23 protein-coding genes are annotated in these 25313 nt (G+C 73.6%); 9 read left to right on the forward strand and 14 right to left on the reverse strand.

Features of this window, described 5'->3' with window-relative positions:
* Positions 1-265 precede the first annotated feature (265 nt).
* Positions 266-658 carry an ankyrin repeat domain-containing protein gene (locus ACF061_RS33980; RefSeq protein WP_392270864.1) on the reverse strand — a complete coding sequence of 131 codons (393 nt, stop codon included), beginning with the start codon at positions 656-658 and terminating at the stop codon, positions 266-268.
* Positions 659-1053: 395 nt separating this feature from the next.
* Here ACF061_RS33980 and ACF061_RS33985 point away from each other — a divergent pair, with 395 nt between their 5' ends.
* The gene (locus ACF061_RS33985) at positions 1054-1248 is read left to right on the forward strand and encodes a hypothetical protein (RefSeq protein WP_392270865.1); all 195 of its coding nucleotides are present in this window, start codon (positions 1054-1056) and stop codon (positions 1246-1248) included.
* Positions 1249-1327: 79 nt separating this feature from the next.
* Positions 1328-2917 (forward strand): hypothetical protein, encoded by a 1590-nt coding sequence (locus ACF061_RS33990; RefSeq protein ID WP_392270866.1) that lies wholly within the window; start codon positions 1328-1330, stop codon positions 2915-2917.
* Between the two features lie 19 nt (positions 2918-2936).
* Here ACF061_RS33990 and ACF061_RS33995 read toward each other — a convergent pair whose 3' ends face one another.
* The gene (locus ACF061_RS33995) at positions 2937-4436 is read right to left on the reverse strand and encodes a PLP-dependent aminotransferase family protein (RefSeq protein WP_392270867.1); all 1500 of its coding nucleotides are present in this window, start codon (positions 4434-4436) and stop codon (positions 2937-2939) included.
* A gap of 99 nt (positions 4437-4535) precedes the next feature.
* Here ACF061_RS33995 and ACF061_RS34000 point away from each other — a divergent pair, with 99 nt between their 5' ends.
* The 3 genes from ACF061_RS34000 to ACF061_RS34010 all read left to right on the forward strand — a co-directional run bounded on the left by ACF061_RS34000 (position 4536) and on the right by ACF061_RS34010 (position 6711).
* Positions 4536-5189: a YitT family protein gene (locus tag ACF061_RS34000; protein ID WP_392270868.1), complete on the forward strand. Its 654-nt coding sequence runs from the start codon at positions 4536-4538 to the stop codon at positions 5187-5189.
* Positions 5186-5953: a glycerophosphodiester phosphodiesterase gene (locus tag ACF061_RS34005; RefSeq protein WP_392270869.1), complete on the forward strand. Its 768-nt coding sequence runs from the start codon at positions 5186-5188 to the stop codon at positions 5951-5953. Before ACF061_RS34000 ends, ACF061_RS34005 begins: the two co-directional genes overlap by 4 nt.
* Positions 5954-6336: 383 nt before the next feature.
* Complete coding sequence (locus ACF061_RS34010) at positions 6337-6711, forward strand: RNA polymerase-binding protein RbpA (protein WP_009187548.1); 375 nt, start codon at positions 6337-6339, stop codon at positions 6709-6711.
* 264 nt (positions 6712-6975) lie between these two features.
* Here ACF061_RS34010 and fxsA read toward each other — a convergent pair whose 3' ends face one another.
* The 4 genes from fxsA to ACF061_RS34030 form a co-directional block, all read right to left on the reverse strand.
* Positions 6976-7524: an FxsA family membrane protein gene (gene fxsA, locus ACF061_RS34015; RefSeq protein WP_392270870.1), complete on the reverse strand. Its 549-nt coding sequence runs from the start codon at positions 7522-7524 to the stop codon at positions 6976-6978.
* A gap of 41 nt (positions 7525-7565) precedes the next feature.
* Positions 7566-8366: a polyprenol monophosphomannose synthase gene (locus tag ACF061_RS34020; protein ID WP_392270871.1), complete on the reverse strand. Its 801-nt coding sequence runs from the start codon at positions 8364-8366 to the stop codon at positions 7566-7568.
* 572 nt (positions 8367-8938) lie between these two features.
* Positions 8939-10543 carry an amidohydrolase gene (locus ACF061_RS34025; protein ID WP_392270872.1) on the reverse strand — a complete coding sequence of 535 codons (1605 nt, stop codon included), beginning with the start codon at positions 10541-10543 and terminating at the stop codon, positions 8939-8941.
* Positions 10544-10697: 154 nt separating this feature from the next.
* Positions 10698-11138, reverse strand: coding sequence for an Lrp/AsnC family transcriptional regulator (locus tag ACF061_RS34030; RefSeq protein ID WP_121888443.1), 441 nt, complete (start codon positions 11136-11138; stop codon positions 10698-10700).
* A gap of 268 nt (positions 11139-11406) precedes the next feature.
* On the opposite strand from ACF061_RS34030, the gene ACF061_RS34035 reads away from it, so the two are divergent.
* The gene (locus ACF061_RS34035; RefSeq protein WP_392270873.1) at positions 11407-11844 is read left to right on the forward strand and encodes a hypothetical protein; all 438 of its coding nucleotides are present in this window, start codon (positions 11407-11409) and stop codon (positions 11842-11844) included.
* Positions 11845-12084: 240 nt separating this feature from the next.
* Complete coding sequence (locus ACF061_RS34040) at positions 12085-12333, forward strand: hypothetical protein (protein ID WP_392270874.1); 249 nt, start codon at positions 12085-12087, stop codon at positions 12331-12333.
* Here ACF061_RS34040 and ACF061_RS34045 read toward each other — a convergent pair.
* From ACF061_RS34045 to ACF061_RS34065, 5 genes are all read right to left on the reverse strand, one after another.
* Complete coding sequence (locus ACF061_RS34045; protein WP_392270875.1) at positions 12296-13468, reverse strand: acyl-CoA dehydrogenase family protein; 1173 nt, start codon at positions 13466-13468, stop codon at positions 12296-12298. The two genes, ACF061_RS34040 and ACF061_RS34045, sit on opposite strands and share 38 nt — an antisense overlap.
* An 834-nt stretch (positions 13469-14302) precedes the next feature.
* On the reverse strand, positions 14303-14461 hold the full coding sequence (locus ACF061_RS34050) for an SCO1431 family membrane protein (protein WP_392270876.1): 159 nt from the start codon (positions 14459-14461) through the stop codon (positions 14303-14305).
* 217 nt (positions 14462-14678) lie between these two features.
* Positions 14679-16034 carry a peptidase C39 family protein gene (locus ACF061_RS34055; RefSeq protein WP_392270877.1) on the reverse strand — a complete coding sequence of 452 codons (1356 nt, stop codon included), beginning with the start codon at positions 16032-16034 and terminating at the stop codon, positions 14679-14681.
* Positions 16035-16248: 214 nt separating this feature from the next.
* Positions 16249-17703 (reverse strand): amino acid permease, encoded by a 1455-nt coding sequence (locus ACF061_RS34060; protein WP_392270878.1) that lies wholly within the window; start codon positions 17701-17703, stop codon positions 16249-16251.
* 165 nt (positions 17704-17868) lie between these two features.
* Positions 17869-18825, reverse strand: a complete 957-nt coding sequence (locus ACF061_RS34065) for a hypothetical protein (protein ID WP_392270879.1) — start codon at positions 18823-18825, stop codon at positions 17869-17871.
* Between the two features lie 142 nt (positions 18826-18967).
* Here ACF061_RS34065 and ACF061_RS34070 point away from each other — a divergent pair, with 142 nt between their 5' ends.
* Positions 18968-19699 carry a uridine kinase gene (locus ACF061_RS34070; protein ID WP_392270880.1) on the forward strand — a complete coding sequence of 244 codons (732 nt, stop codon included), beginning with the start codon at positions 18968-18970 and terminating at the stop codon, positions 19697-19699.
* Between the two features lie 431 nt (positions 19700-20130).
* Positions 20131-21999: an AAA family ATPase gene (locus tag ACF061_RS34075; RefSeq protein WP_392270881.1), complete on the forward strand. Its 1869-nt coding sequence runs from the start codon at positions 20131-20133 to the stop codon at positions 21997-21999.
* Between the two features lie 174 nt (positions 22000-22173).
* Here the strand turns inward: ACF061_RS34075 and ACF061_RS34080 are convergent, their stop codons facing one another.
* From ACF061_RS34080 to ACF061_RS34090, 3 genes are all read right to left on the reverse strand, one after another.
* On the reverse strand, positions 22174-23259 hold the full coding sequence (locus ACF061_RS34080) for a hemolysin family protein (RefSeq protein WP_392270882.1): 1086 nt from the start codon (positions 23257-23259) through the stop codon (positions 22174-22176).
* The gene (locus ACF061_RS34085) at positions 23256-24602 is read right to left on the reverse strand and encodes a hemolysin family protein (protein ID WP_392270883.1); all 1347 of its coding nucleotides are present in this window, start codon (positions 24600-24602) and stop codon (positions 23256-23258) included. Before ACF061_RS34085 ends, ACF061_RS34080 begins: the two co-directional genes overlap by 4 nt.
* 233 nt (positions 24603-24835) lie before the next feature.
* Positions 24836-25303 (reverse strand): PH domain-containing protein, encoded by a 468-nt coding sequence (locus ACF061_RS34090; RefSeq protein WP_392270884.1) that lies wholly within the window; start codon positions 25301-25303, stop codon positions 24836-24838.
* Positions 25304-25313 lie beyond the last annotated feature (10 nt).

The following is a 25313-nucleotide window of genomic DNA, read 5'->3' on the forward strand; positions in this document are numbered from 1 at the left end:
GTGACAACACGTCGGAGCGCCCGCCGTCTCTTGCTTGCTGTAGACCATCTTCCTCTGCCTCTCGTCGGTGGCCCATGCGGACCGCATCACGGTCCACGCGGTGCGGCAACACCTGCCCATCCGTCGTGTCCGTGAACCACGACGTCATGATGACCCGGCGTCTGCGCTGCCGCGACCGAAATTTCCGGCGGCCCCGTACCGCCTCCCCCGTTGTGTGTGTCGTTCCTGGTCAGCGGGCCGTTTCAGCTGCTCACGGCCCGTGGTGTCACTGCTCGCCGAACAGGCGGAGCAGCTCGGTCCGGCCGAACATGCGGGCCGTGTCCAGGGCCGACGGGGTGCCCGCGGACGGGTCCGCGCCGGCCTCCAGCAGGGCCTCGATGACGTCCCGCTCGTCCTTGAAGACCGCTCCGGCGAGGGGTGTCTGCCCCCGGTCGTTGACGCGGTCGGCGTCGGCTCCGCGGGCCAGCAGGGCGCGGACGGCGTCGGCGTGGCCGTGGTAGGCGGCGAGCATCACGAGGGAGTCGCCGCGGTCATTGGTGAGGTTGGCCGGGACGCCCGCGTCGACGTACGCGACGAGGGCGTCGGCCGGCCCCTGCCGGGCCAGATCGAAGATCTTGGTCGCCAGCTCCACGACCTCGGGGTCGGGGGCTTCACTCATCGGCCGGACCGCCTCTCACTACGAGCGTTGGGGACTGTTTCGGTGACTGCTGGGGTACTGCTCGTCGCTCCGGACACCGCTGGGGAGCGCGGTGCCCGGGAGGTACTGCTCAGGGACTTCGGGGAGCAAGCGTACGGCGGCGCGCTCGGCTGCGCCGTACGGGTGAATCGCCAGGGTACTGGCTTACCCGGCACATGACCCGGCGCGCCGGGGGTGAAGATCACTTCGGCCCTCCCCCCGCACGGCCGGGCCGTCCGACCGCCACGCCCGTCGACTGCGCCGGGCGAGGGAAATCAGGCGGATTTCACTCAGTTGCACCTTTTGTCATATGGATACATGCTGTGATCCTGGAAGGACTCAGGGTGACTGTCCCCCTTCGACACCAGGAGATTCACATGATCCTCTCCATCTCAGGCGTCGTCCTGTTCGGCGTCATCGGCTTCGTCTTCTTCCGCAAGGACGGGCTGAAGCCCTCGCACGCGTGCGTGTCCACCATGTTCGGCTTCTACCTCGCCAGCACGGCCGTCGCCCCGAGCATCAGAGCCGGTGGCGAGAGCCTGGCCAGCCTGCTCGGCGGTATGAGGTTCTGACGCCGCCCGGCCCGAGGCCTTCGGCCGGCGCCGTCCGGACAAGCATCCCATCGCCCGCCCGTACCCACAGGAGGCAGCAGTGGCCCGGCGCCCCCTCCCCCGCATTCTGAGCACAGGCAGCGCGCAGCTCGCCCGGAGCCGGGAGCTGGCCCGGACGGCGGCCGACAGCGCCACGGACGTCCTCCACCCGCTGATCACCATCGCCCGCGGGCTGCGCCGGCTCGCCGCGGCCGGCCGGCGCGGGTGGGCGCAGACCCCGAAGGACCGGCGCGGGCCCCTGTTGTTCATGGTGGCCTCGCTGTTCCTGGTCGTGGCCGTGATGCCGTACGGTCCGCTGCTGGCCGCCGTCGTGGTGACGGCGGCGGCGGCCTGGCAGGGCCGGGACCGCACCCCGTCCGAGCCGGACGGCCCCGACGAGTCCCACGTCCAGCGCCTGGCGTCGCTCTACGAGGCCCTGGTGCCGTACTTCTCCGCCGCCGAGGATCCGGCGCCGCTGTACGCGCACGGCGGGGCGTGGGAGAAGGCCTTCCTCTCCCACGAATTCGACGACTCCGGCCGCGTCTCCCACCTGCTGATCCGGTACCCGGCGTACTTCACCGACGGCGAGCCGGAGTCCCGCGCGCGCATCGAGCACCTGCTGACCGCCAAGGCCGGCCGCGGCCGCGAGTACCTCTTCGCCTGGAACGAGGAGGACAACGAGCTCGCCTTCACCGCACTGGCCCCGCTGCCCACCGGCGTCCCCGCGCAGCGCTTCGTCACCGCCCCGGGCGAGACCGTGCTGGGCTTCACCGACCCCAGCGAGGTGCAGCGCACACTGCCCCTCACCTACGGGACGGAACAGCGCGACGCGCCACCGGTCGTCTGGCGCACCGGGCTGCGCTCCACCGAGCCGCACCTGCTGGCCCTGGGCCAGCCGGGCAGCGGCACCTCCACGCTGCTGCGCTCCGTGGCGCTGCAGGCCCTCCAGCACGGCGACCTGGTCATCGTCGACGGCGGGGGCACCGGCGAGTACGCCTGTCTGACCGGCCGCGACGGGGTCCTCGCGGTCGAGTGCGGGCTGACCGGGGTGCTGGCGAGCCTGGAGTGGGCGGCCACCGAGACCGAACGCCGGCTGATCGCCGTCAACCGCGCGCGGCAGGCCGGCCAGCCGCCGCCGGACGACACCAGGCGTCCGCTGTGGCTCCTGCTCGACCGGCCGACCGCGTTCACGCACCTCGCCGCGGCGGACGGCCGCAAGGACCCGCAGGCGCTGCTCCAGGTGCCGCTGCGACACGGTCGCGCGGTGAACGTGACGGTCGTGGTGGCCGAGCAGTTCGACTGCGCGGACGCGCTCAGCGACGCGCTGCGGCAGCACACGCGCGCCCGGGTGGTGCTGGGCCCCGCGACGGCGGAGCAGCTCAAGGCGGTGCTGGGGGCGCCGCCGCACACCACGCCGCTCCCGGCCGTCCCGGTCGGCCGCGGCTACGCCCGGCTGGGCACCGGGGCGGTGCACCGGCTCCAGGTGCCGGCGACGCCCGACCCGTACGACGACTCGACGAGCGCCGCGCTGCGCAAGGCGGTGCGGGACCTCCTGCCGCCGAAGACCACTCCGGCGGACGGGGAGACCGTGCCGGAGCCCACGGAGGCCGTGCCGGACCCCACGGAGGCGGCCGTGGCCGAGCCCTCCTGAGCGGGGCCGGCGACCGCTACTAGGCGACGAAGGTGCGCGGCGACTCGCCGCCGACCGGCGCCCCGCTCTCCACCAGCCGCGCCGCCGCCGCCAGTCGCGTCGCCGCCTCCTCGGCCACGGCTCCGGCGACGGTGAAGGGCAGCCGGACGTACCCCTCGAAGGCGCCGTCGACGCCGAAGCGCGGCCCGGACGGCACGCGCACGCCCACACGCTCGCCCGCCTCCGCGATACGGGACCCCGACAGCCCGCCCGTGCGGACCCAGAGAGTGAGGCCGCCCCGCGGAACCTCGAACTCCCAGTCGGGCAGCTCGCGCCGCACGGCCGCGACCAGCGCGTCCCGGTTGTCGCGGGCCTGGCCCCGCCGCACCTGCACCGCCTGCTCCCAGCCGCCGGTGCTGAACAGCCAGTTCACGGCGAGCTGCTCCAGCACGGGGGTGCCGAGGTCGGCGTAGGCCCGGGCGGCGACCAGGCTGCGGATCACGTCGGGCGCGGCCCGCACCCAGCCGATGCGCATCCCGGCCCAGAAGGCCTTGCTCGCGGAGCCGACGGTGATGACGGTGGAGCCCGCCGGGTCGAAGCCGCACACGCGCCTCGGCATCCCGAGGTCCGGCTCCAGGTACAGCTCGCTCATCGTCTCGTCGACGACGAGCACCGTCCCGGCCGACCTGGCCGCCTCCACCAGGCGGCGCCGCTGGTCCTCGTCCGCGAGCGCACCGGTCGGGTTGTGGAAGTCGGCCACCACGTAGGCGATCCGGGGCGCGGCCTCCCGCAGCACCTGGCGCCAGCGGTCCAGGTCCCACCCGGCGAGTCCCTCGGCCATCGCCACCGGCACCAGCCGGGCGCCCGCCTCCCGCATCAGCTGGAGGATGTTGGCGTACGACGGCGACTCGACGGCGATGCGCTCGCCACGGCCGCCGAAGAGGTGACAGATGGCGTCGATGGCGCCCATGGCACCCGTCGTCACCATGATCTGCTCGGCCATGGTGGGGATACCGCGCGCGGTGTACCGCTCCGCGATCATCGACCGCAGGGCGGGCAGGCCGGCCGGGTAGTCGCCGTGCGTGTGGGCGTAGGGCGGCAGCTCCTCCAGCGCCCCCTGCACGGCCCGGGTGAGCCACGGCTCCGGGGCGGGCAGGGCTGCGGTGCCGAGATCGATCATCGAGCCCAGCGCCTCCGGCGGCAGCGGTTCGAGCCCCCTCGCGGGCAGCGGGTTCCCGGCCGGTACCGCGGTCCAGCTGCCCGCCCCGCGCCGGGACTCCAGGAAGCCCTCGGTGCGCAGCGCCTCGTAGGCGGCGGCGACCGTGGTGCGGCTGACGGACAGGGACAGGGCCAGCTCCCGCTCCGCCGGCAGCCGGGCGGCCACCGGGAGGCGGCCCTCCAGGACGAGCAACCGGATGCCGTCGGCGAGCGCGCGGTACGCGGGCGGGCGGCGGGTGCCGGGGCCCGCCGGGCGGCCCTGCTGGGAGTTGAGCAGCCGGGCGAGCTGAGCGGCGCCCATCGCCGAGGTCCACTGCGCCATGACTACCAGTCCACCTTCCCCGAATTGGCCCTGGATGGTTTTCCATCCCAAGCCACAGGGTGTCATGGGCCAGGCCACTTCCACCACCAGGGGGACACCTTGTCCAAACGGGACCGTCTCGGACGGCGACTGATCCAGCTCTACGCCGGCCTCGTGCTGTACGGCGTCAGTTCCGGGCTCCTGGTCGAGGCGGGCCTCGGCCTGGAGCCCTGGAACGTGCTGCACCAGGGCCTGGCGGAGCTCACCGGGCTGACCATCGGCGCCGTGTCGGTCGCCGTGGGCGCGGCGGTGCTGCTGCTGTGGATCCCGCTGCGTCAGCGGCCCGGCCTCGGCACGGTCTCCAACGTCCTCGTGGTCGGCGTCGCGATGGACGGCGCCCTCGCGGTGCTGCCCGACGCGCGCGCCCTGGCCGTCCGCGTCCCGCTGCTGCTGGCGGGCGTCGTGCTCAACGGGGCGGCCACCGGCCTCTACATAGCCGCCCGGTTCGGGGCCGGGCCGCGTGACGGGCTGATGACCGGGCTGCACCGGCGCACCGGACGCTCGGTCCGCCTGATGCGCACGGCCGTCGAGGTGGCGGTCGTCGTCACCGGTTTCGCCCTCGGCGGCACCGTCGGCGTCGGCACCCTGCTGTACGCCGTGTCGATCGGCCCGCTGGCCCAGGTCTTCCTGCGCCTGTTCGCCGTTCCGGCGGTGGCCGGCGGCGGCCCGGCCGTTGCCATCGAGTCACCCGAAAGAGTGATACTGCGTCCGTGACCACGCTCGTACGGCACCCGTACCTCGACCATCCGGGGCCCATTCCGTTCGCGCATCGCGGCGGGGCCGGCGACGGCCCGGAGAACACCGTGGCGCAGTTCCGGCGCGCGGTCGGCCTCGGCTACCGGTACATCGAGACCGATGTGCACGCCACGGCGGACGGCCGGCTCGTCGCCTTCCACGACGCGACCCTGGACCGGGTGACCGACGGCTCGGGCCGGATCGCGGATCTGCCCTGGGCGCGGGTACGGCAGGCGCGCGTGGCGGGCCGTGAGCCGGTGCCGCTCTTCGAGGAGCTGCTGGAGACCTTCCCCGAGGTGCGCTGGAACGTCGACGTCAAGGCGGAGCCCGCGCTGCTGCCGCTGCTGGAGGTGATCGAGCGCATGGACGCCTGGGGGCGGGTGTGCGTCGGCTCGTTCTCCGAGGCCCGTGCGGCCCGGGCCCAGCGGCTGGCCGGACCGCGCCTGGCGACGTCGTACGGAACGCGCGGGGTGCTGGGGCTGCGGCTGCGCTCGTGGGGGGCGCCCGCGGCGCTGCGCGGGTCGGCCGTCGCCGCGCAGGTGCCGGTCTCGCAGTCGGGCATCCCGGTGGTCGACCGGTTGTTCGTCCGCGCGGCGCACGCGCGCGGACTGCAGGTGCACGTGTGGACGATCAACGAGCCGGAGCCGATGCACCGGCTCCTGGACCTCGGCGTCGACGGCATCATGACCGATCACATCGACACCTTGCGCAAGGTCATGGAGGAGCGGGGCGTCTGGGTCTGAGCCCCCGCCCGGGTGTCCTCGCGATCGGTTTCGCGCCGCTCGGACGGGTCCCGGCGGGGCGGGCGATCCGGGGCGCGGGCAGCCCGGCCTCCGAGCGGATTTAGCACTCCAGGCGAAAGGGCGGTAGTGTACGCGTTTGGCCTGCCAGGCGTACCGTTACTGCGCGTCAAAGATGCCGAAACGCTGGGTGACATCTGGTTGCAGATGTGACAAAGCGGGCGCTGGTGGGTACTGCACTGGTTGACAAGGCTGCGGCTACGACGGCGACACATGACCCGGAACGGGACATCGGAACGGGAATCTTTACCGCCGACCGGACGTTGACCGGATGACGACGACAGCGACACCTGTCCTGTGGGCGACAAGCCCGGGAGGCACGATTCATGAGTGAGCGAGCTCTTCGCGGCACGCGCCTCGTGGTGACCAGCTACGAGACGGACCGCGGTATCGACTTGGCTCCGCGCCAGGCCGTGGAGTACGCATGCGAGAAGGGGCACCGGTTCGAGATGCCCTTCTCGGTCGAGGCGGAGATCCCGCCGGAGTGGGAGTGCAAGGTCTGCGGGGCCCCGGCACTCCTGGTGGACGGCGACGGTCCGGAGGAGAAGAAGGCCAAGCCGGCGCGTACGCACTGGGACATGCTGATGGAGCGGCGCACCCGTGAGGAGCTCGAAGAGGTCCTCGAGGAGCGCCTCGCCGTGCTGCGCTCCGGTGCGATGAACATCGCCGTCCATCCTCGGGACAGCCGCAAGAGCGCGTAGTCCCGCGGGGCTCCGGCCCGATCGCAGCGCACGCGAGTGGGGAACGGGCGCCGTACGTGATACACGTACGGCGCCCGTTCCCCTTTCCGTATTCGGGAGGCCGCCGTTCCGTACGCGGGAGGTCGCCGTTCCGCGTACGCGGGCAGGTCACGGGGCGCCGTCACGGGCGGCCGGGGGCCGGACCGCCGTCCGGCCCCCGTCGGCCTCGTACGGGCACCCTCCCGGCGCCCTTCCGCGGGGCGTCCCCGGACGGGCCGGCCGTGCTCACCGGGTCAGCGGCGGGCGCTGCTCGCGGGGCGCGCCGCCCGGCTCGTCGTCCCTGATCACCTCGCCCGGAACGACCTTGCCGTCGGGGCGGTGGATGCGGACCTGCTGGAAGGCGTCGCCCAGCGTGTCGGGGACGGCCGCACGGAGCCTGCGCTCCGCGAAGCGGCCGACGGCCCGCTGGACCGGCGGGAGCAGCAGGAGCAGGCCCACCGCGTCCGAGATCACGCCGGGGATCATCAGCAGCAGACCGCCCAGCATCATGAGGCCGTTGCCACCGCGGCGTGCGGACGGTGTGCCACCGCGCTGCAGCGCTTCGTTGAGGTTCTGGAAGGCGCGGCGGCCGGCCCGCTTGATCACCACCGCGCCCAGCACGAGCGCGGCGAGCAGCAACAGGAAGACCGTGCCCCCGCCGGCCGCGCCCGCGACCCAAGTCAGCAGCCAGATCTCCAGGACCAGCCAGGCCGCGAGGCCCAGCGGCAGGAACCTGCGGAGCCGGGAACGCCGTGGCCGGGCGGAGTACGGGGAGGTCGGAGCGCCTGTCGTCATGCTTCCAGTGTGCCTGGGCGCGGCTCAGCACCGGATAAGAGCTACCCCTGCGGCTTGCCGCCCCGGCCGGTGATCCTGGTCACCCTCTCGCCGGCGCCCCAGGCGGTGACCCGCCACAGCGCCTCCACGAGGATGTCGCGGCTCATCTTGGAGTCGCCGAGTTCGCGCTCCACGAAGGTGATCGGAACCTCGACGACGTGGTATCCGGCCTTCACCGCGCGGCGGGCCAGGTCGACCTGGAAGCAGTAGCCCTGCGAGGCGACCTCGTCCAGGCCCAGGCCCTGAAGCGTCTCCCGGCGGAAGGCGCGGTAGCCGCCGGTGATGTCGCGCAGCGGCAGGTCGAGGGCGAGGCGCGAGTACAGGCTGCCGCCGCGGGAGATGAACTCCCGGGACTTGGGCCAGTTCACCACGCGCCCGCCCGGCACCCAGCGGGAGCCGAGCACCAGGTCGGCGCTCTTGAGCGCGGTCAGCAGCCGGGGCAGTTCCTCCGGCTGGTGGGAGCCGTCGGCGTCCATCTCCACCAGCACGCCGTAGTCGTGCTCCAGGCCCCAGCGGAAGCCCGCCAGATAGGCGGCGCCGAGGCCCTCCTTGCCCTTGCGGTGCAGTACGTGGACCCGCTCGTCCTCGGCGGCCAGCTCGTCGGCGAGCTTGCCCGTGCCGTCGGGGCTGTTGTCGTCGGCCACGAGGACGTGTGCCTCGGGGACGGCCGCGCGCACTCGGCCCACGATCGTCTTGATGTTCTCCGCCTCGTTGTAGGTCGGAATGATCACCAACGCCGTGCCGAGCGGACCGAACCGCCTCTCCTGGGCACCCGCAGCGGGGGTGCCGTCGCCGTGGTTCACTACTGCCCCTTCATGTCCGTACGCAGAGGACCACCATAGTGGCCACCGCCTGCGGGGACGCCACGCTACGTGCGTACCGCGGTGTCGTTTCGGCAAGAGCGGGGTAAGAACGCCCTTTTGGGATGTGCGGAGACCGGCGTGCGCGCGAGGCGCCGTGGGAGCCGCCGGTCTGCGGGTGGGGGCCCGGCGCCCTTCGGGCCGACCTGGGACCCGCTGGCTGCGGATCGGCCTGAAGCCGTTGTCTACTGAGCGGCCGGGCCCCACCCGGGTCACACCTCGCCGACCGTCCGGAACGTTCCCCCGCCGACGCGGACGCTGAGCCTGGCTCCCAGCGACGGTGACGCCGGTGCGGCACACCGTCCCTGACCCAGCGGCGCTGCGACGCGGGCACGGAGGTTCCCCGGTCGGGCGTCCGGTGGTGGACCCGGCAGAACCTACCGGCCCTGCGCCGCCGCCTGTCAAACAGCCTGCCGAGCCGCCCCGGCGACCACCGCCGGCCGGCGGGCGCGGAGGATGCCCAGGTCGCGCGACGGGGCGGCGGGCGGTGACCGCCGCCGTGCCGCCCCTGGAGATCACTCGCCCGGCCGTACGAAGACGGTCCGGCCGCCCACCACGGTCCGCAGGCAGACGGGCAGGTCACGGCCCGGGGCGAGGTCGGGCAGCCCCGGGGTGCCGGAGCGCGGGTCGGTGGACCAGCGGGCCACCCGGTCGTCGGGGGCCTGCACGACGAGCTCGTCGGTGCGCCACACGGCGTAGTCCGCGGGCGCGCCGGGCACGAGGACGCCCGCGTCGTCCCGCCCTACCGCCCGCCAGCCGCCGCGCGTGTGCGCGGTGAAGGCGGCGCGGACGGAGACGCGGTGCTCGGGGGTGCGGTGGAAGGCGGCGGCGCGGACCGTGCCCCACGGGTCCAGCGGCGTGACCGGGCTGTCGGAGCCGAAGGCGAGCGGCACGCCGGTGCGCAGCAGGGCCGCGAAGGGGTTCAGCGTGCGGGCCCGCTCGGCGCCCAGACGCCGCGCGTACATGCCGTCCTCGCCGCCCCACAGGGCGTCGAACGCCGGTTGCACGGACGCCGTCAGGCCCAGCTCGGCGAAGGCCGCGACGGTCTCCGGGGTGAGCATCTCGGCGTGCTCGACGCGGTGCCGGGCGGCGCGGACGCGAGCGAGCCCGGCCTTCTCGGCGGCGGCGCGCACACCCTCGACCACGGCGGTCACGGCCGCGTCGCCGATGGCGTGGAAGCCGGCCTGCAGGCCCGCCTCGGTGCAGGCGACCACGTGGGCGGCGACGGCGGCGGCGTCCAGATAGGCGGTGCCGGTGTGCTCGGCGTCGGCGTACGGCGTGTGCAGGCAGGCGGTGTGCGAGCCGATGGAGCCGTCGACGAACAGGTCTCCGGCGGCGCCCACCGCGCCCAGTTCACGGGCCTTGTCGACGTCCTGCTCCGCCCAGTAGCCGACGACCCGGGGGCCGGGCTCCGCGCCGGCCAGGCGCAGCAGGCCCGTGAAGTCGTCCTCCGAGGAGATGTCCGGACCGCCGCACTCGTGCAGGGAGCCGATGCCCAGGGAGGCGGCGTGGGCGAGCGCGGCCCGCTGGGCCCGGGCGCGCTGGGCGGCGGTGACCGCGCCGAACGCGGCGGCGCGCACCGCGTGGTGGGCGCCGGCGGTCAACGGGCCGTCGCCGGCCCCCGGGACGGTGGGCACCAGGTCGAGCAGGGACGTGGTGACGACCGCGGAGTGCACGTCGATCCGGCTGAGGTAGAGCGGGCGGCCGCCGGTGGCCTCGTCGAGTTCCGCACGGGTCGGCGGGCGGCCGCCGGGCCAGCGGGCGGCGTCCCAGCCGTGGCCCAGCAGGACCCTGTCGTCCGGACGGGCGGCGGCGAACTCCCGTACCCGGGCCAGGGCCGCCTCCAGGGAGGGGGCGTCGGACAGGTCGAGACCGGTGAGCGCGAGGCCGGTGGCGGTGGCGTGCACGTGCGCGTCGGTGAACGCCGGGGTGACGAGGGCGCCGTCCAGGTCGACCACCTCGTCGACGCCGTCCGCGAAGGCGTCGGCCGCCCCCTCCGAGCCGACCCAGGCGACTTGCCCCGCCTCCACGACCATCGCGGTCGCGAACGGGTCGGCGGGACTGTGGACCTCGCCGCGGCGGAGAAGGACGGTCTGCGGTTCGGCGGTGCGCTCACTCATAAACACCAGTCTCCCGCCTCGCCCGAGCGGGCCGACAGGCAGGGCGGCGGGGACGGGCCCGGCGCAGCGATCCTCCCGAGCCGCTCCCCCGGCGGGCGGACGCCCGTCGGCACCGCGCGGCGGCCGGGGCGGCCGCCGCGCCGGCGCCGTCCGGTCAGATGCGGGGCGGCCGGGCCTCGTACGGCGTGGACAGGACCACCGTCGTGCGGGTCGACACTCCCGCCAGGGTGCGCAGCCGGGCCAGGAGTTCCTCCAGCTCGTGCGGGGTGGCCACGCGCACCTTGAGGATGTAGTTCTCGTCGCCGGCCACGCTGTGGCAGGCCTCGATCTCGGGGACGCCGGCCAGACGGTCGGCGATGTCGTCGGGCGCGCTCGGGTCGAAGGGTTTGACCGAGATGAAGGCGGTCATGGGCAGCCCCACCGCCTCGGGGTCGACGACCGCGGCGTAGCCGCGGATGACGCCGCGCTGCTCCAGCCGCCGCACCCTCTGGTGCACGGCCGACGTGGACAGGCCCGTGGCCTTGCCCAGGTCGGTGTAGCTCATCCGCCCGTCCTTGACGAGCAGCTGCACGATTTGTCGGTCCAGCTCCTCCATGGCGCAAGAACCTACAGTGCGGTGATCTCCTCGGATACCTCGGCGGCCCAGGTCATGTCCCGTTCGGGCCGGTGACGGGAGCGGCGGGCGAGCGGCACGGGGGGACAAATCAGTCGCCGCGGACCCTTGTGAACGTCGTGTGACCAACGCCACACTCTCAGCGGGCGCTCCGTGATGTTCTCGTGATTACCGCCGAGGGCGGACGGGAAGTGCTTGCTGTGGTCGAGGCCGCAGCGCCTTCACGGCCCAGCCTTAGGGGGAGAATCCCATGCAGAGTCTCAAGCGCCCTGGTCGTTCTGTGTCCAAGCGACAGCAGCCGATCCTCGAACCCGAGCCGGAGGGCGTCGAACCCGACGACTTCGACGGCGAGGAACTCGACGCCTACGACACCTTCGAGATGTACCGGGTGATCTGCCCGGACTGCGCGCAGCCCATCGCCCTGCTCGCGGACGAGGAGGTGCTGCCGGAGCACGCGCTGTGCGCCTCCCCGTGGAACCCCTTCGGGCTCACGGTCTGCGCCGGAACGGGCCGCGGCGCCGCCGAGGCCCGGCCCGCCGACGAGTCCGTGGAGCCCCAGGAGCAGGACACCGCCCTGCTGTTGACGCTCCCCCAGGGGCTCGACTGGCGGATGCAGCCCTTCTCGCACGTCGGCGGCCCGGGCTCGCGCCCGATCCGCGTGCCGGCGATGCGCCGGCACGCCGCCTGACCGGCTCCTTCCGTCTGCCGCACCCGCGCCACGGCACGCAGGCCGCCGTGGTGCGGTACCGGGGTACGGCGGCCGGTCGGCCCCGCGCCGGGTCCCGGCCCGGTCCGGGTCCTGCGGTGGCGCGGCCGGTGCGGAAGCCGTCCGAAGGCGGCCCCAGGGGCGCGGGGGGCGGACACCGCTGGACTCACGCTCGATTCCGTGGCCCGGTGACCTGCCCGCCCGGCGCCGCGTTGCCCGGGTATGACCCCCATCGAGCCGGCGGCCGGGCGTCGGCGTCGTATCTTCGTGCCGCCGCCCGCGGCAGCGTTTCCGTCCGTGCCGCCGCACTCCGCGGACCCGCCGATCTACCGTGATCTGGTGCGGGCCTGGGCCGACCGGGGCCGCACCCTGCCGGGGCGCCACGACCCGGAGTGGGTCCGGCTCTCGGCGCCCTTCCTCGGTCTCGGGCAGTTCAGCGGGTCTCGGGACCCGCGACGTGACGGGCGATGACCATCCGCTGGATCTGGTTGGTGCCCTCGACGATCTGCAGCACCTTGGCCTCGCGCATGTAGCGCTCGGCCGGGAAGTCCGCGGTGTAGCCGTATCCGCCGAGGATCTGGACGGCGTCGGTGGTCGCCTTCATCGCCGTGTCCGTGCAGAACAGCTTGGCCATCGCCGCCTGCCGCCCGAACGGCCGGCCCGCGTCGCGCAGCCTCGCCGCCGCCAGGTAGAGGGCGCGGCCCGCCTCGATCTGCGTCGCCATGTCGGCGAGCATGAAGCGCAGGCCCTGGAAGTCGGCGATCGGCCGCCCGAACTGCCGCCGGTCGGTGGCGTAGGCGGTCGCCTCGTCGAGCGCCGCCTGGGCGACGCCGATCGCGCACGCCGCGATGCCCAGCCGTCCGGAGTCGAGCGCGGACAGCGCGATGGCGAAGCCCTGTCCCTGCTCACCGATCCTGCGGGCGTCGGCGATCCGCACTCCGTCGAGGTGGATCTGCGCGGTCGGCGAGCCCTTGAGGCCCATCTTCCTCTCCGGTGCCGCGGCGCTCAGCCCCTCGGCGTCGCCGGGTACCAGGAACGCGGTGATCCCGCGCGGTCCCTCGCCGCCGGTGCGCGCCATGACCGTGTAGAAGTCGGCGATCCCGCCGTGGGTGATCCAGGACTTGGTACCGGTGATCACCCAGTCGTCGCCGTCCCGCACCGCCTTGGTGCGCAGTGAGGCGGCGTCGGAGCCGGAGGCCGGCTCGGAGAGGGCGTAGGCGCCGAGCAGGCCGCCGCCGAGCATCGCCGGCAGGTGTTCGAGCCGCTGCTCCTTGGTGCCGTAGGTGGCGAGGCCGTAGGCGGCCAGGGTGTGCACGCTGACGCCGAGACCGACGGTGAGACGCGCCGCGGCCAGTTCCTCCAGGACCTGGAGGTAGACCTCGTACGGCTGGTCGCCGCCGCCGCACTCGGAGTCGTAGGGCAGGCCGAGCAGTCCGGAGCGGGAGAGCAGGGTGAAGACCTCGCGCGGGAAGCGCCCGGCGTCCTCCTCCTCGGCCGCTTTCGGGGCGATCTCGTGCTGCGCGATGTCGCGGACGAGCGAGATCAGGTCCCGGGCCTCGTCCGTGGGCAGTTGCCGGTCCACCGGCTGCGGGGCGCGGTCGGGCATGGCGACGCTCTCCTCCCTGTCGGGCACTGGCGGACGTGCGCCTTGGGTGGGGCGGCTCCGCCGGAGTCTTCCTCGGGCCGCTCGATGCTCGCACTCCCGGGTCGCGGAAGCGGCTGACCAGCGGCTGTGCGCTGTGAGTATGCCCGATCGGAGGCATGGAGTCACCGGTTAACGACCGCTTACTTCAAGAAAGGGCCGACACCTCCGGCCACCACGGCCCACGGCCGCGGCGACTGTCCGGTTCACCCGGTTCGCCCGGCCGTCCCGGGGGCGTGCGGAGGCCGGACGCGCCGGGCCCGGCGCACCGGCTGCGCGCGGCGCGTCCCTCCGGGGACTCGGCCGGCGGATCGTCCATGGTCCGGCGGGTGCGTTCGGGGCGGGCGCTCCGGTCGGGAGCGGCGCCCTCGGCGCCGCGTACTCGGGCGAGCGGGCCCGCGCGGGCGGGCGGACGCGACGGCGGTACGTCCGCGGCCGCCCTCCGCGACGGCCGCGAGGATCGCCCCGCGCACACCGTCGCGGACCGCGTGGACCTCGGCGCCGAAGCCGACGCCGCGGCTGACGACGGTGCGGTGGGCGGCCCGGACCAGCCGGACGACGTCGTCCGGGGACAGCGCGCCGTCCTGGTCGTCGGCGGGCGACCGGCGTCAACCGACCGCCAGTTCGGCGCGGCGGGCCTCCGATCGCCGAAAGCCTCACGCCCGGCCGCAGGTCCCCGCCGGGGAACGCGGAGCGCCTCGGATGCCGGTCCCGCGCCGCTGACTGGACATCAGTTCGGGCCCGGTGCCCGGCCGGCGGCCGGACGACCGCGGTACGGCGGGTCCGGTACGGGTCAGGTCAGAGCAGGCCGAGCTGGGTGACGAGCATCGCGACCACCACCACCAGGGTCCAGCCGAGGACGTGCTCGAGGATCTTGGGGCCGTCGCCGTCGTCCTGAGGGCCGCCGGTGCGGACACGGGCGGGGGCGTGGGGGGCGGTGGCCGAGTGAGCGGTCATGGTCTCTCGCAGTGGTCGGACGTACGGGCCGGGCGGGCCGGCCGGATGTGCGGGGCGGCCTCCCCCGCCGCGGCGCTTCCGCCGCGCCCCGCCGTCCACCCTGCCACGGGTGCGGGCGCGCGCGGCGGAGAGCTTGGTCACAGGAGGGCCGCCCCTCTACCGGCGGCTCCGGTGCCCGCGTGCGACCGCCGCCCGCGCCCCGTGCGGCCGGCCCCGGTCAGCGCACGCCCACCGCCGCGAGCGCCCGGCGCTGGTGGGGCGCGGGATGCGCCGGGAAGTAGAGGTAGCAGACGCCGCCGCTGCCGGAGGCGACCTTACCGGAGGCGTTGTACCGCTTGGTCCTGAGCCAGATGTTCTCGAACTCCCGGCGCGGGTACACGCGCCGGACCGCTTCGTCGCTCGGCGAGGCCGGGTCGCCCGCGACGACGTCGCCGTCCGCGGTGAAGCCGATGACCGTCATCAGATGGCCGGAGGTGCCGTAACCGGCGCCGGTCAGCTCGGTCCTGAGGAAGGACTGGGACGTGATGACCGGGATGCCGGCCGCGATCAGCGTCTCCAGGTCGGTGAGCGAACCGAGCCGGGTGACCACGCCCTGGAGGTCCTTGAAGGTCGCCGCGTAGGCCGCGTTGAACGGCCAGTTGCCGCAGCCCGAGTACTGGTGGTCGTAGGTGGAGCGGGCCGCGTGGCACACCTGCGGGTCGGCGTAGGACGGGTCGACCCAGGACAGCTGCTCGGAGGTGAGCCGGCCGCCCCAGTACTCGATGACCATCTGCGAGGAGGTGGGGCTGCACCAGGCCTCGCCGCCGTTGTCGTACTGGGGGTACTGACCGGCGTGGATCTCCTGCGAGTACCGGGGCACGGCCAGTTCCCAGCCCGGACCGCCCGGCGGGACGGCGGGGACGGTGAAGCGGTCGGGGACGTCGGAGCCCATGGCGCCGGCCCGCCAGACGGTCGGAGTGAGCCGGGTGCCGGGCCGCCGGTACAGGGTGAGCCGCAGCCGGTACGCGGCCAGGCGCAGGCCGGAGGCCGGATCGTCGACGGAGAAGGTGTCCGTCCAGATCGTGCTCCGGCCGTCGCCCTGACCGTCGACGGAGGTGCGCCTGATGTCCTCGTCGCCGGCGGCCCAGCGGCCCATCACGTACCAGGGGGAGTCGGTGCCGTCGGAGTACGTCCCCCGCAGTTCCACCTGGAGCCAGGTGCCGGACGGGGTGTGCGCGTTCCAGGAGGCGATCGCCTCGGTGGCCGGCACGGGCAGCCGGTGGACCGGGCCGGTCCAGGTGGCGTACTCCCAGGCGGCGGTGGCGCCGGTGTGCGGGTCGGTGTAGCCGGTGGTGCCGGCCGGTGCGGCGATCTCCAGGGCGGGACGCGCTCCCGCGACCGCTCGGGTTCCCTGGAGGGCTCCGCCGCGCCAGTCGGTGTACGTGGTCCAGGCCCGGTAGTCGACCGGGCGGGCGGGCGTCGTCCGCCCGCCCCGGGCGCCGGCGGCGGCCGCCGGTGCCGTACTGCCCGTCACGGCGAGGGCCACCGCGGCGGTCAGGACGGTTCTGCGGGACGGCTGTTCGGATCTGCTCATGGGTGGGTGACCCCCGGGTGTCCGAGTCGGGGCGGATGGCGGGTCCGTGCACGGCGCTGCGCCCACTATGGCCGCGGCGACCGGCTCCTGCCAGCACTACGACACACGCCACGCCCACCAATATTGGTCTCCACCACTGGCATGACCTGCGCCTGCGCCACCGCCGCGACCCTCATGCGGGGGCGCCCCGGGCAGGGCCGCCGGGGTCGGCGGGTCAGATGAGGTCCATCGCGGCGACCTCGTCCGGGCGTCCGTAGCTCACCGGTCCCTGGAAGCGGCGGCGGGCGGCGGCGAACCACCACACCGTCGCCACGAGCAGGACCGCGGCCAGCGCGACGGGGGCGTAGTTGAAGGAGTCGACGGTGAGCGGCGCGGCCTGCGGCAGCATGAACAGCACGCTGCTGAGCACGATCCAGGTGACCGCCACCACGCCGACCGGCCGGCCCCAGCGGCCCAGGTGCCAGGGGCCTGGCCGGAACTCGTCGCCGAGCCGCAGCCGGAGCAGGATCGGCACCGCGTAGGCGAGGAAGAGCCCGACGACGTTGACGCTGACGATGGCGGTGAAGGCCGTGTGCGACCACCAGCCGGGCAGCACCAGGGCCAGTGAGCAGGCCACCGCGAGCCAAACCGCCTTGACGGGGGTGCGGGTGCGCGGGGAGACCGAGTGCCACCAGCGGGAGCCGGGCATGGCGCCGTCCCGGGAGAAGGCGAAGATCTGCCGGGTGTTGCTGGTCAGGTTGGCCAGGCCGCAGAAGAGCATGGCCCCGATCACGATCAGCAGCAGTGCCTTCGCGGTGCCCTCGCCGAGGGCGTCGATGAGGATCTGGACGGGCGGCGCCGCCGAGTGGGCCACTCCGTCGTAGTCACGGATGCTGACCACGAGGGCGAGCATGAGGACCAGTCCGGTGAGCGCGGACCAGCCGATGGCACGGGTGATGCCCTTGGGCGCGTTGACGGTCGCCCGGACCGTTTCCTCGGACATGTGGAAGCTGCCGTCGAACCCGGTGAAGGTCCAACTGGTGACCAGCAGACCGAGCATGCCGCCGTAAAGCCCGCTGGTGAAACCGGTGTTGTTCGCGAAATGTGTGACGAAGGAGGCCGAGCGGTGCTGGTCGGGCATGACGGTCAGCGCGGTCACGATCACCACGAGTCCGATCAGCAGCCACCACACGGAGATCCGGTTGAGGACGGCGACCAGTTGGACGGTGTAGGTGTTGGCCAGCCCCTGGAGCACGATGATCAGCGCGGTGATCAGCACCGTCTGATGGGCGGTCGGCCGGTAGGACGGCCATTGCAGGGCGACCAGGGCCTGGACGAAGGTGGCGGCCGCGTAGCCGGTGGCGGCGGTGCCGCCGATCTGACCGACGAAGTTCAGCCAGCCCGTGAACCAGGACCAGGCGCCCTTGTGCCGTCTGGCGAGTTTCCCCGCCGAGAAATACAGCGCCCCGCTCGTCGGATAGGCGGAGGCGACTTCCGCCATGGCCGCCCCGACGAAAAGGACCATCACTGAGACGCCTATCCAGCCGAAGACGAGAATGCGCGGACCGCCCGCGTTCATCCCGAAGCCGAAGGACGAGAAAATACCCGAGAGGACATTGATGATGGTGAAGGAGATCGCGAAGTTGTCGAACGCCTTGAAGCGCCGGGTCAGTTTTCTCGGGTAGCCCATGGCGTGCAGGGTCGCGTCGTCGTCGAGCGCTCCCGGGTCCGTCCGACCGTGGGCCCGGTGGGCTCCGGCGGGGGTCTTGACACGCGGGAGGGGTCTCCGTTGCGACACGGTTCGGCCTTTCTCTCGTGGGGGCTGCGTGGTCGGGGCCCGGCGCGGCGTGCGCAGTCAGGGCGACGGGGGCACGGGCAGGCCGCAGGCGCGCCGGGCCCGGGAGAGCTGCTCGACGGGGTCGCCGAAGACGCACCACGGCATCCGAGAGGCGTAGGGCCCCATGGCGCCGAGGGCCTCACGGGCCTCGCTCTCCCGCCCGGCCTGCACCAGCGCGTGCGCGAGGTAGGCCAGGTCGAGCACCGGGGTGAAGCGGTAACCGGCCACCGTGGGCAGCCAGTTGTGGTGGATCGCGAGGGCGGTGGAGCGCCACTGGGGCTGCTCCCAGACCCGGTCGGCGAGCAGCCGCGCGGGATCGTAGCTCTCCACCAGGGCGACCAGCGGCAACAGCCGCAGCGCGGAGTCGGCGGGCGCGCGCTGGCCGAGGAAGGCGGCGACGTCCCAGGCCGCGTTGACCGAGCCGCCGTACCGGGTGAAGAAGAAGGCCAGAAAACGATGGTGGGCCTCGCGGTGCCACGGGTCCAGGGACAGGATGTGCGCGAACAGCCGCCAGGGCCCCGGCGGTGCGGTGAGCAGGCCCTGCGGCGCGGGCTCGCGCAGGCGGTGCAGCCGGGCCATGGCCAGCTTGGCGACCCAGGGCGTGGGGTCGGCGGGGTCCGTCGCGGAGGCGCGCTCGCAGGCGGACAGCGCTATCCGCTCCAGCGGCTCGGCCCGTCCGTCGTGGGCGTCGGCCGCGCGCAGCGCCCGGAGCACCGCCACCCGGGCCCACAGCAACGCGGCCTCGGGCGCCGGCTCCTCGGCCAGCCAGCGTTCGGCGAGGTCGGAATCGGCCGCCTCCGAGGCCAGCACCAGGGAGCGGTGGGCCCGCAGCGGGAAGTCGCCGCGGGTCTCGGCGAGGGCCGCCCGGGCACTCGCCCAGCGGCCGGCCCGGACATCGACGCACACGCTCCCGAGCACCCGGTCGTCCGCCGCCGGATGCCAGACGTACTGCCCTTCGAACAACCCGGCGGCCATCTTCCCCCGTCCGTCCCCGTACGGCACCTCATGGTTGCGCTCGAGGCACTTTACTCAGCACCGGACCCAACCGGAACGCCGATTTCGACATGTTCACCGGCCGAACGGCGCCGGTATTGACAGGGCCGACGGCACTCACCGGATGGTTCGAATCGGCACCGATTCCGGCCGTCGGGTGCTCCCGCGCGGGCGGCCACTAGAATGTTCCCGCGATATACGCCGCCAGCCCAGCACACGCACTCCGGGAACCGCCATCCGCGCCCTCGCCGCCCAGCTCCGCCGACTGCCGCCGTCCTGCGGTCCCGCCCGTCTGGTCGGCGTCGACGGGCACGCGGGCTCCGGGAAGTCCACGTTCACCGCGCGGCTGGCAGCGGCACTCGACGGCGCCCCCGTGCTGCGCCTGGACGACGTCGCGAGCCACGAGGAGCTGTTCGCCTGGGACGGCCGGCTGCTCACTGAGGTGATCGAGCCGCTCGCCCGCGGCGCGAGCGCACACTACTCCCCCTACGACTGGCGCACCCGGCGCTTCGGCCGCCCGCGCGCGCTGCCGCCCGCACCCGTGATCCTCGTCGAGGGCGTCGGGGCCGGCCGCCGGGCACTGCGCCCGCACCTGGCGCGGCTGCTGTGGATGGAACTGCCGCGCGAGGAGTCCTGGGCGCGGGGACGGGCCCGGGACGGAGCGGAGCAGCGGGAGTTCTGGACCGGGTGGGTGGCGGCGGAACGTCGGCACTTCGCCGCCGACCCGTCCCGGCCCTTCGCCGATCTCCTGGTGCGGCAGACGGCAGCGGGGTACGAGGTGCTGCCAGGGCCTGCCGTGACCCGGGAGACCGACCGGAAAGTCACTCACCGTGATGGGCCGTCGGCAAAGTGCTGAACTCGTGAAGATCCCCGTCGGGGAACACGGCACAGTGGCCCAACTCTGCTTGACCCGGGGGCCGTACAGGTCTTACGTTCTCAATGTGCGGTCGTCGAGGACCGCCCGCAGACGCGAAGCCCCCGGTTGTTCCCCCGTGACCGGGGGCTTCGTTCTGCCCTCGGTCCGTTTTCCGGACGCCATGTGACGCCGTTCGCTCACAGTGGGTGACCACGAGGGGTGCGCCCCCTCTGCTCCCGCCTCGCCGAACGCCCCCTGCGGCACCCTACGGCGGGCGGCGTCCCCACGGGTACGATGCCCTCGGTGCGACCTTCGAACGGCAGCTTCGCGCACCTGCAACTCCGGTCCGCGGCACAGCGGTTCGACCAGAGGCAGCCGCCGGGCGACGGTCCGGCGGCGAACCTACGGGGGCACGGTTTGTGGGGGACGTGATGGATTTCGGCGCGCAGGGCCCGCAGGCCCCGGCCGACCTCGCCTGGCTGCGAGGCGTCGACGCCTACACGATGGGCGCTTATCCGCAGGCGGAGGAGGAGTTCCGGGCCGCCGTGCGGATGGATCCCGGCATGGCCGACGGCTGGCTCGGGCTGCACGCGCTGCGCGTCGACACGACGACCGCGCTGCTCAGGATGTTCCGGCACCGGGACCGCTTCGGCGAACAGCGTGCCCGGCACCGCCGCACCCTCAACTCCTGGTACTGGCTGGGCTGGTGGGTGCAGCCCGTGCTGGAGAGCCCTCGCGACCTGCTGCTCGCGCACGCCTCGCACTGGCTGGACGGACGGCACGTGCCCGAGCTCGACCGGGCGCTGGCCGGGCTGCCGCCCGTGGACGCCGACTCCCAGGTGCGGTTCCTGCACGCCTGCCGCGCCTATCTGGTCAAGGACTGGGAGCAGTTGGTGCGGCACACCGACCCGCTGGTCGACGACCCGATGCTGGGCATCGAGGCCGGCCTGTTCGGCGGCATGGCCCGGGTCCGGCTGGAGATGTACGGGCAGGCCGAGCCGCTGCTGGCGGCCGCGCTGATGCGGTGCCGCAGCGAGCAGCCGCAGCGCAAGGAGCTGCGGTACTGGCTGGCCAGGGCGCACGAGGGCACCGGCCGCAGCGCCGCAGCGCTGCCCCTGTACCGCGCGGTGCACCGGGTCGACCCGGCCTTCATGGACACCTCGGCGCGGCTGGCGGCGATAGCCGAGGGAGACGGCTACGACGACACGGCGGGCCTCGCGGCGATCGCGCTCACCGGAGCCGGCCAGGACGCCGTGGACGGCCCGGACGTCCTGGACCCGCTCTTCGGCACCGAGGGCCGGGATCTGAAACTCGGCGGCGAGAGCGACCTCCCGCCCGCCGGGCCGTTCCCGCCGGTCGCCGATCCGGCGGTGCGCGAGCGGGCCTCGGCCGCGGCCGGGCCGCTGCCCAGCGGGCCCACGGACCCGGCGTTACTCGAGGAGGCGCTCGCCGAGCTTGAGCGCATGGTCGGTCTGGAACCGGTGAAGCGCCAGGTCAAGGCGCTGTCCGCGCAGTTGAACATGGCCCGGTTGCGGGCCGGTCAGGGGCTGCCGGTGCAGCCGCCGAAGCGGCACTTCGTCTTCTCCGGTCCCTCGGGCACCGGCAAGACCACCGTCGCCCGTATCCTCGGCCGGGTCTTCTACGCGCTGGGGCTGCTCGGCGGCGACCATCTGGTGGAGGCCCAGCGGGCCGATCTGGTCGGCGAGTACCTGGGGCAGACCGCGGTCAAGGCCAACGAGCTCATCGACTCGGCGATCGGCGGGGTCCTCTTCGTCGACGAGGCCTACTCCCTGTCCAACTCCGGATACGGCAAGGGCGACGCCTACGGCGACGAAGCGCTGCAGGTGCTGCTGAAGCGGGCCGAGGACAACCGCGACCACCTCGTGGTGATCCTCGCCGGCTATCCGGAGGGCATGGACCGCCTGCTCGCCGCCAACCCCGGGCTGTCGTCCCGGTTCACCACCCGGGTGGACTTCCCCTCGTACCGTCCCGTGGAGCTCACCGAGATCGGCAAGGTACTGGCCGCGGAGAACGGTGACGGGTGGGACGACGAGGCGCTCGACGAGCTGCGTTCGATCGCCGGACACGTGGTCGACCAGGACTGGATCGACGAGCTGGGCAACGGGCGGTTCCTGCGGACGCTGTACGAGAAGAGCTGCGCGTACCGGGATCTGCGGCTGTCGACGTACCCCGGCGCGCTGACCCGGGACGACCTGGCGACGCTGCGGCTGCCGGACCTGATGCAGGCGTACGGGGAGGTGCTGTCGGGGCGGGGGCCCCACGATCCGTCGGCCCCGTGACCGGTCACGGCCCCGCGCCCGTCGGCGCCGTGACGGGCCCAGGGCCCCGCGGCCGCGGACCGGGGGGCCGGGGCCCGCCCTGGCTCGGACGGTCCGCGGCCGGGCCCCCGGTCCACGGGCCGGAACGGACCGCAAACCCGCCGCGAAGGCTCGGGCGGGCCCACGGTCACCGGCTCAGGTGGCCAGCACCTCCTCCGCCTCGCCGCTCCCCCGGGGTTCCGTCAGCCGGACCTCCGTGGCGATCCGGTGGGCGGGGTCGCGGACCTCGCCCACGAGGAGTTCCAGGACGTCCTCCAGGGCGACCAGGCCCAGCACCCGGCCGGAGGCGTCCGCCACCTGGGCCAGGTGGGTGGCGGCCCGGCGCATGACCGTCAGGGCGTCGTCCAGCGGCAGCTCGGACCTGAGCGTCGGCATCGGACGCCATATCCGCTGCGGCACCGCCCGGTCGGAGTCCTCCGCGTCCAGGACGTCCTTCACGTGCAGGAAGCCCATGAAGGCGCCGTTCTCGGCGGCGACCGGAAAGCGGGAGTACCCGGTGCGGGCGGTGAGGGCGACGATCTCGCCGGGGGTGACCGACGGGCGGACCGTCACCAGGCTCTCCCGGGGCAGCAGCACGTCGAGGACCCGGCGGGAGCCAAGCTCCAGGGCGTCCTCCAGCCGCTCCTGCTCCTCGGGGTCCAGCAGGCCCGCCTGTCCGGAGTCCTCCACCAGACGGCCCAGCTGCACACTGGTGAAGACGGCCTCGACCTCGTCCTTGGGCTCGACCCGGAAGAGCCGCAGGACGCCCTGGGCGCAGGCCCCGAGCGCCACGGTGACGGGCCTGCACACCCGGGCGAAGGCGACCAGCCCGGGGCTGAGCCAGAGCGCCGCCTTCTCCGGCGCGGCCATCGCCAGGTTCTTCGGCACCATCTCACCGATGACCAGGTGGAAGAAGACCACGGCGGCGAGCGCGATGACGTAGCCGAGCGGGTGGACCATGCCGTCGGGCAGGCGCATCCAGGCGAACAGCGGTTCGAGCAGATGCGCCACCGTGGGTTCGGCGACGGCGCCCAGGGTCAGCGAGCAGACGGTGATGCCGAACTGGGCGGCGGCCATCATCTGCGGCAGCCGCTGCAGTCCGTAGAGCACCTGACGGGCACGGGCGGTGCCGAGCGGTTCGATCTGGCTGCGACGGACCGACACGAGCGCGAACTCGGCGCCGACGAAGAAACCGTTGACGAGCACGAGCATCGCGGCGAGGACCAGTTGGAGCACGCTCATCGGGCGGCCTCCGCCACGGCCTCGACCACGTCGTCCGCCAAGGCCGTCCGGACCAGCCGGACCCGCTCCGCGCGGTAGTGCCCGACCTGGCGCACGGACAGCCGCCAGCCGGGCAGCTCGGCCCGGTCGCCGGGGGCCGGGATACGGCCGAGCAGGTCGGCCACCAGCCCGGCGACGGTCTCGTACGGGCCCTCGGGCACGTCGAGTCCGATGCGCTTGAGGAGGTCGACACGGCAGCCGCCGTCGACGTCCCAGGCGGGGTGGCCGTCCTCCGGCGGGGCCGGGGCCAGCTCGGGCGCGTCCTTGGCGTCGTGCTCGTCGCGGACCTCGCCGACGAGTTCCTCGACGATGTCCTCCAGGGTGACGACACCGGCCGTCCCGCCGTACTCGTCGACGACGACCGCGATGGGCTGCTCGCTGCGCAGCTGGGCGAGCAGCGGCTGCACCGGCAGGGTCTCGGGGACCAGCAGGGCCGGGCGGGCGATGCGGCCCACCGGGGTGCGCAGCCGCTCGTGCGCCGGGACCGCGAGGGCGTCCTTCAGGTGGGCCATGCCGACGACCTCGTCGATCTTCTCCTGGTAGACGGGGAAACGGGACAGGCCGGTGGCGCGGGTCAGATTGACCACGTCCTCGGCGGTCGCCGAGAACTGCAGGGCGCTGACCTTCACCCGCGGGGTCATGACGTGCTGTGCGGTCAGCTCGCCCAGGGACAGGGTCCGGACGAACAGGTCGGCCGTGTCCTGCTCCAGGGCGCCGGCCAGGGCAGAGTGGCGGGCCAGTGAGACCAGCTCGCCGGGGGAGCGGGCGGAGGCCAGTTCCTCGGCGGGTTCGACGCCTAGGGCGCGCACCAGCCGGTTGGCCACCGTGTTCAGCGCGGCGATCACCGGGCGGAACAGGCGCGAGAAGACGTGCTGCGGGCCGGCGACGAAACGCGCGACCTGCAACGGCCGGGAGACCGCCCAGTTCTTGGGTACGAGCTCGCCGATCACCATCTGCGCGGCCGAGGCGAGCAGCATGCCCACGACCACGGCGACGCCGGAGACGGCGCCCCGGGGGATGCCGACGGCGGTGAGGGGGCCGCGCAGCAGCTCGGCGAGCGCGGGCTCGGCGAGCATGCCGACGACGAGGGAGGTGATGGTGATGCCGAGCTGGGTGCCGGAGAGCTGGAAGGACAGCTCGCCGAGCGACTCGACGACCGTACGGGCCCGTTTGTCGCCGTCGGCGGCGGCCTTCTCGGCCTCCGCGCGTTCGACGGTCACCAGACCGAATTCGGCCGCGACGAAGAAGCCGTTGGCCAGGATGAGCAGGAAGGCCGCTGCCAGGAGCAGCAGGGGGATGGTCATGATGCCGCCGCCTCCGCGTGCGCGGGAACCGCGGTGTGGCGGTGCGCGCTATGTCGGCAGGGGGCGGCGCAGGTACTGCAGGACGATCCGTCCATCGCCGGGGGGAGTCACTCCTCGGGTAGCAGGAGCCCCTGGCACCGGTCGGGGCTCAGGGGCGGAGGCGCAGCGAAAAACGCCTCCGCCAACAGATTAGTCAAGACCCGGCCCGGTGCGTCAGTGAGGACGCCCCCGACTCAGCCCCTGGGTTCACCCGGAGAGGGCTCGGGGTCGCGGATGGAACGGGCCTCCACGAGGGCGCGCAGGGCGCGGGCATCGGCGATGGCACGCTGTTTGGCGATGCCCGGCTGGATGCCCAGCGCGGGCAGGCTGGTGCCGTCGCTCAGGTTGAGGAAGACCCACGGATCGCCGGGACGCAGGTTCACCTGGAGGATCTCCGGCCACTCCAGGTGACGCTTCGAGGCGATGTTGACGACGGTGACGCCGGAGTCGTCGGCGACCACCTTGGGCCGGGCGAGCATCAGCAGCACTCCGAACAGGAGCGCGCCGGTGAAGACGAAGCTGACGCGCTCCCCGGGGGTGAGCGGATCCAGCAGCACGGCGACGGCGGCGATCACCACGAAGATCGCGGCGCCGGCCGTGAGCAATACCACACGGGTGTGTCCCGGCCGGAAGGTGACGGGAAGCTCGGGCAGGTCGGACATCTCTCGGTGC

It is taken from the genome of Streptomyces sp. NPDC015220 (genome assembly GCF_043079345.1).
Taxonomy (GTDB): Bacteria; Actinomycetota; Actinomycetes; order Streptomycetales; family Streptomycetaceae; genus Streptomyces.